13 protein-coding genes are annotated in these 13,790 nt (G+C 65.2%); 9 read left to right on the forward strand and 4 right to left on the reverse strand.

The genetic code is table 11. From position 1 onward, the window contains the following. Positions 1–36 precede the first annotated feature (36 nt). The 6 genes from ASG70_RS20015 (at position 37) to ASG70_RS19335 (ending at position 5,780) form a co-directional block, all read left to right on the forward strand. Positions 37–483, forward strand: coding sequence for an FAD-dependent oxidoreductase (locus tag ASG70_RS20015; protein ID WP_235531470.1), 447 nt, complete (start codon positions 37–39; stop codon positions 481–483). Between the two features lie 186 nt (positions 484–669). Next, entirely contained in the window at positions 670–981 is a 312-nt protein-coding gene (locus ASG70_RS20020) for a hypothetical protein (RefSeq protein ID WP_235531471.1), read from the forward strand. A 262-nt stretch (positions 982–1,243) separates the two neighbouring features. Beyond that, positions 1,244–2,782 (forward strand): MFS transporter, encoded by a 1,539-nt coding sequence (locus ASG70_RS12455; protein WP_056884050.1) that lies wholly within the window; start codon positions 1,244–1,246, stop codon positions 2,780–2,782. 173 nt (positions 2,783–2,955) lie between these two features. Next, a complete protein-coding gene (locus ASG70_RS12460; protein WP_056884051.1) occupies positions 2,956–3,306 on the forward strand; it encodes a VOC family protein in 351 nt (116 codons plus the stop codon). A 561-nt stretch (positions 3,307–3,867) separates the two neighbouring features. Further along, positions 3,868–4,611, forward strand: a complete 744-nt coding sequence (locus ASG70_RS12465; protein ID WP_156399961.1) for a nuclease-related domain-containing protein — start codon at positions 3,868–3,870, stop codon at positions 4,609–4,611. A 611-nt stretch (positions 4,612–5,222) separates the two neighbouring features. After that, positions 5,223–5,780 (forward strand): hypothetical protein, encoded by a 558-nt coding sequence (locus tag ASG70_RS19335; RefSeq protein ID WP_156399962.1) that lies wholly within the window; start codon positions 5,223–5,225, stop codon positions 5,778–5,780. A gap of 57 nt (positions 5,781–5,837) precedes the next feature. On the opposite strand, the gene ASG70_RS19530 is transcribed toward ASG70_RS19335, so the two are convergent. The 3 genes from ASG70_RS19530 to ASG70_RS12480 all read right to left on the reverse strand — a co-directional run bounded on the left by ASG70_RS19530 (position 5,838) and on the right by ASG70_RS12480 (position 8,656). Continuing rightward, the gene (locus tag ASG70_RS19530) at positions 5,838–6,029 is read right to left on the reverse strand and encodes a hypothetical protein (RefSeq protein ID WP_056884053.1); all 192 of its coding nucleotides are present in this window, start codon (positions 6,027–6,029) and stop codon (positions 5,838–5,840) included. A 283-nt stretch (positions 6,030–6,312) separates the two neighbouring features. Then, the gene (locus ASG70_RS12475; protein WP_156399964.1) at positions 6,313–7,122 is read right to left on the reverse strand and encodes a hypothetical protein; all 810 of its coding nucleotides are present in this window, start codon (positions 7,120–7,122) and stop codon (positions 6,313–6,315) included. A 619-nt stretch (positions 7,123–7,741) separates the two neighbouring features. Further along, on the reverse strand, positions 7,742–8,656 hold the full coding sequence (locus ASG70_RS12480) for a tyrosine-type recombinase/integrase (RefSeq protein ID WP_056884055.1): 915 nt from the start codon (positions 8,654–8,656) through the stop codon (positions 7,742–7,744). A 166-nt stretch (positions 8,657–8,822) separates the two neighbouring features. Here ASG70_RS12480 and ASG70_RS12485 point away from each other — a divergent pair, with 166 nt between their 5' ends. From ASG70_RS12485 to ASG70_RS12495, 3 genes are all read left to right on the forward strand, one after another. Continuing rightward, entirely contained in the window at positions 8,823–9,701 is an 879-nt protein-coding gene (locus ASG70_RS12485) for a nuclease-related domain-containing protein (protein WP_369818903.1), read from the forward strand. Positions 9,702–10,083: 382 nt separating this feature from the next. Beyond that, entirely contained in the window at positions 10,084–10,869 is a 786-nt protein-coding gene (locus ASG70_RS12490; protein WP_235531472.1) for a pentapeptide repeat-containing protein, read from the forward strand. 243 nt (positions 10,870–11,112) lie between these two features. Then, the gene (locus ASG70_RS12495; protein WP_056884058.1) at positions 11,113–11,973 is read left to right on the forward strand and encodes a PIN domain-containing protein; all 861 of its coding nucleotides are present in this window, start codon (positions 11,113–11,115) and stop codon (positions 11,971–11,973) included. A gap of 172 nt (positions 11,974–12,145) precedes the next feature. On the opposite strand, the gene ASG70_RS12500 is transcribed toward ASG70_RS12495, so the two are convergent. Next, a complete protein-coding gene (locus tag ASG70_RS12500; protein ID WP_056884059.1) occupies positions 12,146–13,426 on the reverse strand; it encodes a hypothetical protein in 1,281 nt (426 codons plus the stop codon). Positions 13,427–13,790 lie beyond the last annotated feature (364 nt).

The raw sequence follows: 13,790 nt of genomic DNA on the forward strand, positions 1-13,790 counted from the left end.
TTGCCCAGGCTCGGGGAGCAGATCATCCTCGAGGGCATGAACACCTACGACGTCCTCATCGTCGGTGGCGGCGCCGCCGGTCTGTCCGCGGCCCTCGTCCTGAGCCGCGCCCGCCGCACCGTCGTAGTCGTTGACTCCGGCGCCCCACGCAACGCCCCTGCCGCCCACATGCACGGATACCTCTCCCGCGACGGCATGCCGCCCTCAGACCTGCTGAAGACGGGCCGCGCCGAGGTCACCGGGTACGGCGGAACTATCATCGCCGGCCGCGTGGACGAACTGGTTCGCGACGACGGAGGCGGTTTCACCGCCGTGCTCGGCGACGGTGACCAGATCCACGCTCGACGGGTCCTCGTCACTACCGGGTTGCGCGACGAGCTGCCCGACGTTCCTGGTCTGCGGGACCGGTGGGCCAACGACGTCCTGCACTGCCCCTACTGCCACGGGTGGGAGGTCCGCGACCGCGCCGCAGGGGTCATCTGAAACGGCCCAGAGACCACCCGGTACGTCCAGATCGTCCGCCAGTGGATCCGCGACCTTGTCCTGTTCGCACCCAACGGGGCGCTCACCGCGCAAGACCGCGCCGAGCTGGCTGCCCGCGCCATCAGCCTCGTCGAAGGCCCCATCGACCGCCTCGTCGTCGAGGACGACGTCTTGTCCGGTGTCGCCATGGCTGACGGGTCGCTCATTCCCAGGCAGGTCGTGTTCGTCCCGCCTCACCTTGTCCCGCACAGCGAGCTGCTTGCCAGCCTTGGTGCCCAGCTCGACCAGGACGGTTGGGTGACCACCGCGATGGCCGGAGCCACCACCGTTCCAGGCGTCTGGGTCGCCGGGAACGTCGCCAACCCGCGCGCACAGGTCATCACCGCAGCAGGCGAAGGGTCCGCGGCGGCCATCGCCATCAACGCCGACCTCGTCGACGAAGACGTCCGGGCGGCCGTCGACCAGGTCGGCGAGGGACTGGTGACCAACCCCGCCTGACCCACACGGCCAACCTCGACGGCCACCCGCCGCGTGCGGCCTCACAAAGCGCTGGGACCCAGGCAGGCGCCGCCGGACGCAGCGTCTCCGCATACCTGCTCGCCCCGCCGGGCGCGTGACTCCTTGCGCCTCGGGGGCATCTGCCATTGCACACCCCGGCCATTTGACCGGCGCGAGCCTGCGGCATTCAGACGACGGTAGGCATCACCCCACCAACAGATCGCCCTGGTGGACCACAAGCCGAGACCGTCAAGGAGTTGTCATGCACGCCAAGCTCACCGCCGAACCGGTCGCGGTTCACACCGTCACCGCCAGCACCCACCCTGCACCCAACGCCACAACTGCCACCACTCACCACGCACCCGCCCCTGCCACTACCCACCACGACCACACCGACGGGCCCCGCAAGCCCTGGACCGTCCTGGCCCTCGCCCTCGCCGCGCAAATCCTCGTCGTCCTGGACATCTCCGTCGTCAACACGGCCCTGCCTTCCATCGGCCGCGACCTGCACCTGAACGGGTCCGACATGCAGTGGGTCGTCACCGCCTACCTGATGATGTCCGGCGGCGGGCTGCTGTTCGGCGGCCGCATCGCCGACCTGCTGTCCTGCAAGAAGGTGTTCCTGACCGGTCTGACCGTGTTCACCACCGCATCCATCGTCAGCGGATTCGCCAGCAGCGCAACCGAGCTCATCGCCGCCCGCGCCGGCCAGGGCCTCGCCGCAGCCCTGATGACTCCCGCCGCGCTGTCGATCATCATGACCACGTACGCCGGCGCCCAGCGTCGTCTGGCCCTGACCCTGTGGGGCGCGGTCGGGTCCCTCGGCGTCGCCGCCGGAGTCCTGCTCGGCGGAGCCCTCACCACCTGGGCCGGCTGGCAGACCATCTTCTTCATCAACGCCCCCATCGGCGCCGTCGCCCTGGTCGCCGGGCTCAAGATCATCCCCGTCGCCACCACCCCTGCCGTCACCCTCAAGCAGTTCGACGTGGCCGGCGCCACAACCGTCATCGGCAGCCTGGCCGCACTCATCTACGGCCTCGGTGCCACCGAGCAGCACGGCTGGCTCTCCGCCCGCGTCCTGGTCGCCTTCGCCACCTCAGCGGTCCTCGCCGTCGCGTTCAAGGTCCGGGAGAACAGAGCGGCCAACCCGCTGGTCCCGCCGCACACGTGGAAGGTCACGTCCCTCGTGTCCGGCACCACCGTCATGCTCGGCGTCAGCGGCATCCTGGTCGGAACCGTGTTCCTCGCATCCATCTTCGTCCAGAACGTCATGGGATTCTCGGCTATCCGCGCCGGGGTCGCGTTCGTCCCGTTCGCCCTGGCCATCACCGCCGGTACCGTCGTCGCCAGGCACGCCATGACGCACGGCACCCCGCGGGCCCTCGCCACAGTCGGACTGGTCATCTTGGCCGGCGGAGCCGTCCTGCTCACCCAGGCGTCCGCAGGGTCCAGCTTCGCCACCGGCATCCTGCCCGGCCTGGCCACCATCGGCATCGGAGTCGGCATGGTCTTCGCCCCCGTCTCGGTCACCGCCATGGCTGGCATCCCGCCGCAGCACGCGGGGATGGCGTCCGGGTTCCTCATGACCGGGCACGAAGTCGGCGCCGCCCTGGGCGTGGCCGTTCTTTCCGCCGTCGCCAGCACCGCCGGCAGCCTGGCCAGCATCGCCGGTGTCGTTGCTGGCTTCGACCGAGGGTTCCTCGCCGCAGCAGGCATCGCCCTCGTCCTGGCCGTGTTCGCGTACATGCGGATGCCCAGCCAGCGCGTCGAAGGTGGCGCCGGAATGCACATGCACCACTGACGCAACCCCAGCGCACCACGCTCGAGCGCTCGGACCCCACCAAGGGTCCGAGCGCTCGAGCGTGTCTCGTCGTTCAAGCGCTCGTGACGAAGGGAAGGCCGCACCTCCAAGGTGGTGTCGAGGCAGGGAAATTCGCCCCGCAGGAGCCGCCCTGCGTGCCATACGCTCAGTGGATGCAAGTACTGGGGATTTGCTTCGCCGGGACCTCCACCGCCCAACGCCCCTCGATGAGTGCCTTCGTCGGCGACGTTCTGGGCCTGCCCGTTCGAACCGTCGACGGCGTGGAAGCAGACCTGTTCGCGCTCCCCGACGGAAGCTCGTTCGCGGTGGCCTCACCGGGTGGCATGGGAGACAGCGCCCGCTCGCTCGGGTTTCTCGTGGCAAGCCTGGACGAAGCCATCGCCGAGCTGCACGCCGCTGGCGTGGCAACGGATGCACCCGCGGTGAACAGCAGGGAGCGGTACGTGCACTTCACCGCACCGGACGGCCACCTGTACGAGCTGGTGGAACGCATCAACCACTGAACCTGACTTCGACGCTGTGGTGGTATCACCCCTCTCATGCTGAGCGAGCGGGGGAGCGGCGCTGCTTGACTAACTGCTTGACAACGGGAGCATGTCCGGGTGGATGCAGGCGCACATCGGGGGACTGGCTTCGTGCTCAGATGGACGTCCGGGCACGGTTGCGGACGGGTCGAGAATGCTTGACACGGAAGAGGTCACTGGTTCAAACCCAGTATCGCCCACCAGTACGAAACGGCCCCTGACCTGCGGAAACGCCGGTCAGGGGCTTGTTCGTTGCCCGGGACCAGGGGCCGGATCTGACCTCTTCTCTGTTGGTGAATGACTAACTGAGTGACCAAGGCCCTCGCACTCACTCGCAGCGACGGTCCGGCGGGGTCCGTCGCGGTCCGCCGTCGTCCGTGGCTGGCTTGGGCGGCCTGCGTCGGGCGGTGGATCTTGGTTCGGCTCACTGCTGACTTCTTCCGTGGGCTGTGCGCATTCGGGCCGTGGTCGGGGGCTGCCTACCGCAGACTGTGGAGGCGGGGGAGGAGGACGTTCGAGCAGCGGCGTCGCTGGGAGCTGGTGCGGACCGAGCTGTGGAGTGGGCGCCGGAACATTGCGGCGGCCGCGGCCTGGATGTTGGGCGGGGCCGTAGTGGTGCTGGTGCTGCCGGTCGGATCAGGCATGGTTCGAGGGTTCGTCGCCGGGACGCTGGCGACCAGCTGGGCGTGGATGGTCTTCGTGACGTCGTTGATCCGGACGTATCCGGTGACGATGGGGGAGTGGGGGGAGTCGTTCACGCGTGAGGTCCTCACCAGCCGGGAGTTCGGGTGGCCGTTCCTGGACGACGTCCCGATGGAGAAGCGCAACATCGATCACGTCGCGGTAAGTCCGCGCGCGGTGCTGGCGATGGAGACCAAGTTCGTAGGTGCGGGCCGGCAGTGGGCGACGGACCGCTATCGCGAGGTGGCGATGGATGGTGCCCGCTCGAGTGCCAGGTCCGTGCGATCGATCCTTCTCTCCCAGGGTTTCAAGGACGTACCCGTCGAGGCGGTGCTGATGATCTGGGGACCTGGCGCAGGACAGCTTGAGAACGACTGGGCGGTCCTGGATGGGGTCCACGTGGTCAGGGGTCTTGCCGCCGCGGATGAATGGCGTCGGCACTGCAACGACGGCGACATCAGCGCGGCCCGGGCAAAGGAGCTCCACGGGATCCTCAGGAGCCATCAGGCCATGCGTGATGCCCACGCCGGAGCCAAGACTCGTCCTGCTCACGCGAGCGCCGGCTGCTCGCGTCCGGGGCCGCCTCGCTCTAGGGAGAGCTGATGCAAAGGCGGCGGAATGACCCGCCTTCGTCGGCTGCCAACTGGCGTGCAGCCGCTCGGGGGCATTTGATTGTCCGCGCACATTGGGCTTGGCGGCCTCGCACTCAAGCTCGACGACGCCCTCGGTTTGGTCGCACCTCGGAAACAAGAAGGACGAGCAAGACGACGGCTGCAATACCCATACGCGCACCGATGTGCTCAAGCTGCACCCAAAGCCAAGTGAGGAGGCCGCCTCCGGCGAGGGCGTTGACACCAATCCACACGAGGGACCTGGGACCGACGTCTGGCAATCCGTCCCAGTGAGCTCGCGCTAACCGCTTCAGAAGGCGCCAACCGTTCAGCAGGAGGATGCCGCCCACGAGCGCCAAAGCTGCCATTCCGGCAAGTTCTCCGAGAGACGGTGCACCCTCCATCCATCGAAGAGGTCCGCGGTACAGCGGGTTCGGAGGTGCAGTCATGCGGGCACGCTAGCCGTGGCCACTGACACTGCCTGCAGGCCCTTGGAGGCTCGAGCCGCGCCAACGCGGTGGTTAGACGCACGATATTGGGCTCGCATCTTGCCGCAGGGATCCTCTGTCAAGCTCCGAGCGCGGAATGGTGCAGCATGGAGAGATGGCACCGGCTCCCGGCACGTATCGAGTCTCTGACGAATCTGGAGTCGCGTTCTCCGAGGCGCTGAATCTGTGGGTACCCCTCGCCTATGACTGGCTGATCAAGACCGCTCAGCGATACAACGGCTGGACCACATATCTCGAGTTGACCGAACACGTGCAGCAAACCTCGGGCGTCAGGACCCGGATGCTGATCGGAAACTGGAGCGGCAAGCTGTTGGAGCGAGTAGCACAGCTCGCCACCGACCGAGGCGAGGTGCCGCTGACATCGCTTTGTGTCCATCAGAACGGGACCATCGGCATCGGATATCTGCGCGCGCCGAAGTCAGTTGACGTCGATCCAGCAGCCGACGTCGACGAGCTGGCTGCGGCTCACCGACTGCTCTGCTACAAGAAGTACGCATCCGATCTGCCTGCTGATGGGGGCAAGCCGGAGTTGACTCCAAAACTGGCTGAAGCCCGCTCACGACGGACGACCGCGAGTCGGCCTCCTCCGAAGCTTTGCCCCGTTCACTACATCGAACTCTCGATAACCGGCGTGTGCAGTCTCTGCGATTAGCGTCGACATGGGCGCTTCAGCCCGCAAGGCGGCGGAATGACGCATGACTCGCCACTGCTAGTACTTCCACCCGCTCGCCGCCTCTTCCTCGGTGATCGCTGGGGTTGTGTCGACCACAATCACGCGCGCCGATCGGCAACGAAAAGCGCGCATCCGTTCGGAGTACTCAAGGTCGCGCTCCAGCGTGTCATCAGGCTCCACCAAGGCAACGATGGGATCGCCCTCGATCCCCGAGTAGTAGGCATGCATCCAGGCAAACTTGGACCTAGTGGTTACGTAGACCCAATCGGCAGCTTCTGCAGGTGAGGATGCTCCGGGGTACATCAACGCGGTACTCGGCGAGGCTCCCGTAACCGATCTTGGGAGCAGAACGTCCCCGTGCTTCAGCGATGCCCGAGTTCCGTGCCAGTACCGGACCGGTCTGCCCGGTTTCCAGCTGCCTTCGCTGACGACCATAGTGAGACGTTAGCGAAGCGGCGTTCGGCGCGGGCCAAATCCCAACTTGGGCGGTGAATGCAGCATGCCGTTCGGCTTAGCCGAAGCGCAGCACAAGAAGCCCAACGATGCGAACCACGAACTCAGCGTCACGCGTCTCGGGCGGGGGCCCATGGTGGGCGTCGCTGCGCTGGTTGCGAACAGATGCAATCCAGCGAACGATGGCGTCCACAGCGTCGGCCATAGGTGTATCGATTCCATCGAGCCAACCGGACTTCCGCGCCTGCTTCACCTGATCGCCGAGTTGGCCCCCCGCGTATCCGAGGTGCTCGAGCAACATCTGGAGTGCCGTCCCTGCATCGGTGACGGCGTCCGCCGCGTTACCCGCGGAGAGTTCTTCAAGGGCCTCCCGAAGCTTGTCGTCCACGTGGCGAAGTGCTGGATTGTTCGAGACGAGTGCCGCGAGTGGTTTATCGATGAGCACGACTGCCCCGAGGTCCTCTCGGAGGATCCCCTCTCGTCCCCGGATTGCGAACTTTGTTTCCGAGAGAATCTCCTCGACCTCATTCAGGAACACCTCCTCTTCATGACGCTGCCAAGGCAGGCCGGGCAGTCGCGCGTAGCCGTCGGCCCAAGCCCCGACGGCATCCAGAGCAAGCGGGCACTCCTCGTGAATTATGAATGAGATGAGCTGGTCGAATGGTCGAGCTCGCACCTGCGGGTGGGGTTTGGCGGCACGGAGACTCAGGTCGCCACGCGCGCCCACCACGAGTTCGATGGCGATGTGGGCCATCTCCTCAGCCGCATTTGGGTATTGCCACTGAGACAGGGTCATCCTCGGCTGATTGCGCTCGACCGCTAGCGCAAGCTTGTGCCGGATCGGTTCTTCCAGCGGGTCGCGAAACATATAAGGGGCCATCGCCATGCCGGCTTGATCGACGGGACGGGCATCGGATGGGCGGCGCCTCACATATTGGCTGTATAGCGTCACGCGGCCCGGTCGTCGTTCGTCACTCAACGAGGTCGGGTCCTCCGCAGAACGTCGATCCGTTCGTCTGAACAAGTGCACGCGACTAAGTATGGGCGTGCGCGTGCACTCGGCCGTCGCGACGCGGCGGAATGACTCAGTATCTCGTGGCCACGGCCCGACGTTGGGTATCGTTTCCGGCAAGCGGAACCATCAGTTCCTTCGTAGCCGATCGCTATCAGGCGTGAACCGCGTACCGGGCAGGATATGAGCCGGCCGAGTGCGACAAGTCGAGGACATCGACATGTCGGAATGCTCCAAGATCCCCTATGGCAGCCGTGGCGCCGCATTGTTCGCTATGCGTGGCATAGGCCGCGCCTACCGTAGGCGCGGCCGAACCGGTCCGAGAGGCGCCTACTTCTGCAGTCCGTGTCGCTGTTGGCACCTGACCTCCAGCGCCGGGGTGCAGACGCCCCCGTGGGAGAGGAGCAGACGAGAAGCCACCGTTCCCACGCGCGGTCGATGAGTCGCGTTAGAGACCGTCCACGTCACAGGGCCCTCAGACGCCTGCGACGTAGGCGGTGAGGAAGTGAACGCCGTGGCGGTCGAGGTTGCCTCGGGCGCGGTCGTAGTGCTCTGTGGTCCTTGGGTCAGCGTGTCGGGCGAGGATCTGGGCGTCGCGTAGTGGGACGCCGGCGTCCAGGGCGTTGGTGATGGCGGCGTGCCGTAGCGAGTGCGGGCTGATGTGACGCGGTATGCCAGCAGCCTTCGCGATCCGGGCGACCATGCGGTACGCGTCGCGCCGGTCGATGGGGTTACCTGTGAGCGGTCGCAGGATCAGCGGCCCTGTGGTGCGCTGCCCGCGGCACGCCTCGAGGACACGCAGCACGGGGACCGTGATGGGCATGGTGGCGGGCTTGTTGCCCTTGCCGACCAGGTGCAGCACGCGGTGGCCGCGCATGGTGTCGGCGTAGTCCTCGATCCGAACGGCTGCGGCTTCCGAGGCGCGGAGGGCGTTGATGCCGAGCAGGAACGCGAGGGCTCCGTGGTGGACGGTGATGGTCTGGGCCACTTGTAGGAACCTGATCAGCTCGAGCCGGTCCAGACCGTGGGTGCGGGACTCGTCGCGATGCACCTTCGGCAGCCGGGCGTACACGGCCGGGTCGGACCCGATCAGGCCATCAATGTGCGCGAACCGGAAGAACCCGCGGACCCCGTGCATCATCGTCACCACGGAGGAGTCCATCAGCCCACGGTCACTGAGCCCGCGGATGTACAGCTCGAGGTGGGCTCGCTGCACACCGGCCAGCGGGTCGAGGCCGTGGCCCTCGCACCAGGTGAACCACTCCCTGAGCTGATAGGCGTATAAGGCGTGAGTGTGCCCGGAGTATCGGGCCAAGAAGGAGACCGCCGCGAGCTGGGCGGTCGACATCGACGCGGGCTGGAACGGCAGAAGGATCGTCGTATCGGACATGGCGTCACCTCATGCGGCGACCGAACACAGGCCAGACCCCGGCGCCGCCCTCGCGGCCAGGCACCCAGACGACCCCGACGGTAGACCCGTGCCGTGGCCGCGGCGCCAAAGGGCAAATCCAGCAAACGACGCCTCCGCGGTGCGTAGACAACGTACGGTTCCCGGCGTGCAAGGGGGACCCGACGAGAAGGTCATGCGGCTGCGGTACGCCGGCACCTGCCGAGTCTGTGGAGCCGGGATCCCGGAGAAGACTCAAGCGGTCTATGAACGACAGACCAAGACCGTCCGCTGCCTGAGCCACGACATGACGGTTCCGCCTGAATCCACCTCCGCCACGGATGCAGGTCCAGTCACCCTTGAAGGCGTGATGGAGGCGGGACCAGTCGCTAACGCGGTGGTTGAGCCTGGCACCGCCGGAGCATCAGCTCGTCGGGAGTTCGAGCGTCGCAAGGCCAAGCGTGAGCAGCGCATTCGAACCCAGCATCCGCGGATCGGAGGGTTCCTCCTGGCCATCTCCGAGGAGCGGCAGTCCACCACCGCTTGGGACACCGGTGCCCTCGGCGAAGAGAAACTCGGCAAAGGCTTGGACCGCTTGGCATGCGACACCATCAAACTGCTGCACGACCGACGCATCCCGAGGTCCAAGGCGAACATCGACCACATCGCCATGACCGCCAACGGCGTCTACGTCATCGACGCCAAGAAGTACCGCGGCCGCCCTCAGCTCAAGATCGAAGGCGGCATCCTGCGCCCCCGCGTAGAACGGCTGCTCGTCGGATCCCGCGACTGCACCAAGCTGGTGGACGGCGTGCTCAAACAGGTCGACGTGGTCCGCGCAGCTCTTGCGGAGGACGTCCCGGTCCGAGGCGTGCTCTGCTTCGTCGAAGCGGACCGGCCCTTGATCGGAGGAGCCTTCACCACGCGCGACGTCCAGGCGCTCTGGCCCAAGAAGCTCTACCCCCAGCTCCAGGCGGAAGGGCCACTGTCCGCGGAAGCCATGGACGACATCCACCGACACCTGGCGAAGGCGCTGCCTGCCGCCTGAAGGATCCCTAGTCGCGGCGGAAGGACTCACGTTCAGCGCGTGTCCCTCTTTCGAGGATCGACGGCAGATAGGGCGGTGGCTGCCGCACCGTCCAGGAGTGGCGTCCATTGTGAATCGCGTGCCGGCGCGGTACACCTGTGCGTAGGCGAATGCGCTTCTGAACGGCGGTCACGCCTTGACTTGGTCTGGATGGCTTGTAGTGGGCGGTGCCGCCACAGCGATGGCGGTACTGCTGTTGTCACCGGCCCCGAAACGCCTTCAGGCGCTCCGCGACCACAAGAGGGTTCAGCGCGCCAAGAATCATCTCCTCCGCCGACTGAGATCACGACGTCGACTGGTGTTGGCGTGCGGGTTCGTTTCATTGGCGGGAGTCCTCATCCTCGTGGTTTGGATTCTGCCCACGGCGCTGACCAAGCACCCCGTCATCCCAGACGCCGCCGATCGACACAAGGCCGCCGCCGATGCTCGGTCAGCATTGGTCGCGCTTCTCGTGGCGGCGGGTGCCGGCGGCACTCTTGCCTACACCGCCAGGTCATATCGACTCAATCGAGAGGGACACATCACCGAGCGATACACCAAGGCGGTTGAGCAACTCGGGCACGACACGTTGGCTGTCCGTCTTGGCGCCATGTACGCACTTGAGCGAATTGCCGTTGACTCCCACCGCGATCACCAAACAGTGGTCGAGGTTCTCAGCGCCTTCATTCGGAAGACTGCGCCGGAACAAGCGAATGGTCGTCCGGTCGTCGCCCCGGATAGTGAAGCCGCCATGACGATCCTCGGCAGGCTCCCTCGTCGTCATGATGTCAATCGGGCCAACCTTCCGGGCGCACACTTGGAAATGGCTGATCTCAGAGGCGCTTTCCTCAACGGCGCGAACCTTGCTGGCGCGAGCATGATCGGGGCCAAGCTGATCGGCGCCCACCTCAACGGTGCCGACTTGTCCGGCGCTTCCCTGGAAGAGGCGGACCTAACTGCCGCGTCCGTGAAGTGGGCGAACTTTTCAGGCGCCAACATGGCCGATGCAGACCTCACCCGCACCTCCGTTGAAGGCACGGATCTGTCCCCGGCCAGATCTCTGATCCAAACCCAAATCGACGCAGCGATCGGTGACTTCGCTACGCGCCTGCCCCTCGGAATTTCAAACCCATGGACGGGTGGGCGCTGAAGTCAAGAGTTGGTCAAATTGGGCGCTTGCGAGAGTCGGAGTCTCGCCCTGGTTGCGCGCCTGACGCGGCGAAATGACGCGCCTCGAGCACACGCCCGCCGCGGCATTGTCGGGACAGTCGGGTCGGGCCGACCGAGCAATTTCGCGGAGCTGTCGCACCGCGCGTGTCGATCGGACCCAGCGACCAGTTGGTCGTCGAACCTCAATCCGCGTGCATCGACACGCTGGGTCGCTTAGGTTGCGGTGGCCGTAGCTGAGGCCGTAGACGAGAGGAACTTGTTGATGCTGTTCAGTTCCGTGACACCGTTGCCCAATACGGACCTGATGAATGTAATCAGGGTTCTCGAGACGCAGGCTCAAAGTCTCGCGAACCTTCAGGGAAGGGATGCCAGCGACAGGCTTTCTGCCTACCACAACTGGGCCTCACAAGGGTCGAGCCAGCTGCGGTACGTCGTTGATCTAGCTCAGGTTGAGCACCTCATTGACACGAGACGTCACGACTTTCTGTTCGACATGTTCGGCGGTCCACAAGCGCTGATCAACTACAGCATCTCCGCTGAGCAGGAAGACCGGGCACGTGTGTTCGCGGAGGCTCTCGACGGGCTCAGGGCTGTTGCAGAGAGTTGTGGTGCGATGCCGGAGGCCTTGTTCATCCCAGACACGAACATCTACCTTCACCAAGACGTATATTTTCACGAGTTGAACTGGCACGAAATCGCAGGGACATCTGACGAGGTCCGAGTGCTTGTCCCGATGGCGGTAATGCGCGAGATCGATAAGGCCAAGCGCGCGCCTGGCAACAAGACAGTCAGCTTCACGAATAGGGAAGCGATCCGAGATCGAGCACGCCTCGCCTCCAAGCGCATCCGGACGTCCTTCGAGAACCCCCAGAGCATTCCGGAGTTGGCGACGGGGGTAACGATGGAGCTGCTGATGGACCCCCGCGGTCACCGAGCAATCGAGGATTCGGACAGCGAGATCATCGACCGTGCGTTGGCGCTGCAGACTATGGCTGGTCGCAAGGTTTCAGTCGTCACTACTGACGGCAACATGCAGTTCGGCGCGCACGTCGCAGGTCTCGGCGCCATCCTGCTCCCCGGGTGAGAAGCCTGGCGCTCGTCCGTATCCCAGATAGTCGGCCGACAAGCGCGGACCCGTAGCCGAGCGATCGCGGCGAAAGGACGCTCCGTCCTTCGCTCGCCGAGGCCGCAGAACCGGGAGGTGGCTACAGGAGGCGTCGGCGGCCTATCCCTGCGCGCCACCCGAGTGGTTCCGCCTATCCCCTTAGGGCTCTAAGCGCCAAGGCGGCGCCCTCGCCGCCGATCGCGTAGCTCTCTTCATCACTGTCGAGAGACACTCCGATATCCAGCCTTCTCGACGCAAGTGATGCTTGGGCTCCCAGGACATCGCGGGCGTCGCCCCGTGTCAGCGCGTCATCAACTTCTGCGATCACCCCCAAGAAGACCTCCAAGTCGCCACCAGGCATGCTTACCCGACTTCTTACACCGCGCGCCGTCAGCCCAGACTCCATCTCGATCGTCACTCGCGGGCGCCGATCCTCGGTCGAGCGGGCCCGTCTGCGCTTCAACACGTCCGGCGCCCACCGCAGATAGGCGTCCTGATTCTCAGACAAGTCCGCCAAGCTGGCCCACGATCCAAGAAGACTGGCACCAGCCAGCCTTTCAGCTCTGATGTCAGGCTCGCTGCCGACATCGAGATCGCGATTGGCATCCAGGCCGCCGATGACATCGTCCACAATGAAATCGGGTTGCGTCTCTTCGGCTGCGTCCCCTGGGCCATCGCCGTCCCGTGAAAGTTCCAGCTCGAGGGCATTGGCATAGAAGGCCGAGGCGTTCATAACCGTGCTGATCGCGTAGCGCTCAGCTTGCGCGCCGCCAACGGAGATGCCGTTCAGCTGCAGGCTCGCGTGTGCAAGCTGCTCGATGCTATGCCTGACTGACTTGGTGCCCTTGCTTTCGAGAAGGCTTAAGTGGCCGCCTGGACTGCCCGGGAACGTCGTGACGGCAATGTAGTCGGGCCTGTTGTTTCCTCTCCGGCCAACTCCATGAGGGACTCCGTTGACGAGCACGTAGTTGTCATCCAGTGCAACGTCAACATCCACAAACTGCGTGACGGCGTGTGGCCCAAAACGTCTCGTCAAGTGGCTTTCCAGCACAGAGGTAGAAAAGCCGATACCCAGTTCCTCGCTTAGAACTCGCCGCTGATTGTGAGCCACACTGCGCCCCGCCTCCGATAGCCTGTAGCACGGTCGCGCCACGTGCAGGCGCGGCTCAAAGACCCCGATGTACCGCCACTTCGCCCACTTGAGGTAGGCCTCATACACATCGGCTCGATACCGGGGCGCAGTCGCCTTCGCCAGATTGAGCAGTACGTCGGCAGGGCGTAGCGGCGTCAGCCGATTCAGCGCCGGGACGGGGACCAGCCCCCCACCACCTGGGGGCGCGCTGGCGTTGACGGCAGCGGCCAGAACGCGGGTGCTCTTGACCTGCAAGTCGGGTCGGCTGTTCATGATCCGGATGGCCGTGAAGATATCCATACATCCCCCTGCTGATGCCGTGCTCACTGTAAATTTCGGTTTCACCCCGAACGGTTCGGCGGCAACGTTGCCAGCCAAGCCCCGCGGCCGCGTCGACTCTACGGGCGCGCAAGTCCAGGGAGGGCTAGATCCTGACCCAAGACTGCGGCGACTCTAGGCGAAATCGCGGCGAATGTGACGCTGGGTGATCGGATCGCTACGTGTGATCCACCTTGCCTAGCCATCACACCAGCCACCCTCGAAACTTGTTCCCTCGAGGCTCACGCTGGTAGGAAGGCGGCGGTCGCTTGGCGACTCGACATGAGTTGAGTCCAGCAGAGTGGTGTACGACGTGGTGACGGCCCGGGCGTAGACGCAGGTGCGG

This window comes from Phycicoccus sp. Soil748 (assembly GCF_001428025.1).
In the GTDB taxonomy this organism is placed as follows: domain Bacteria; phylum Actinomycetota; class Actinomycetes; order Actinomycetales; family Dermatophilaceae; genus Pedococcus.

Bases quoted from the DNA above. Each gene is read 5' to 3' on its own strand.
- ASG70_RS20015 (WP_235531470.1), top strand. From the start codon at position 37: ATGAACACCTACGACGTCCTCATCGTCGGTGGCGGCGCCGCCGGTCTG.
- ASG70_RS20020 (WP_235531471.1), top strand. From the start codon at position 670: ATGGCTGACGGGTCGCTCATTCCCAGGCAGGTCGTGTTCGTCCCGCCT.
- ASG70_RS12455 (WP_056884050.1), top strand. From the start codon at position 1,244: ATGCACGCCAAGCTCACCGCCGAACCGGTCGCGGTTCACACCGTCACC.
- ASG70_RS12460 (WP_056884051.1), top strand. From the start codon at position 2,956: ATGCAAGTACTGGGGATTTGCTTCGCCGGGACCTCCACCGCCCAACGC.
- ASG70_RS19335 (WP_156399962.1), top strand. From the start codon at position 5,223: ATGGCACCGGCTCCCGGCACGTATCGAGTCTCTGACGAATCTGGAGTC.
- ASG70_RS19530 (WP_056884053.1), bottom strand. From the start codon at position 6,029: ATGCATGCCTACTACTCGGGGATCGAGGGCGATCCCATCGTTGCCTTG.
- ASG70_RS12475 (WP_156399964.1), bottom strand. From the start codon at position 7,122: ATGTTTCGCGACCCGCTGGAAGAACCGATCCGGCACAAGCTTGCGCTA.
- ASG70_RS12480 (WP_056884055.1), bottom strand. From the start codon at position 8,656: ATGTCCGATACGACGATCCTTCTGCCGTTCCAGCCCGCGTCGATGTCG.
- ASG70_RS12500 (WP_056884059.1), bottom strand. From the start codon at position 13,426: ATGGATATCTTCACGGCCATCCGGATCATGAACAGCCGACCCGACTTG.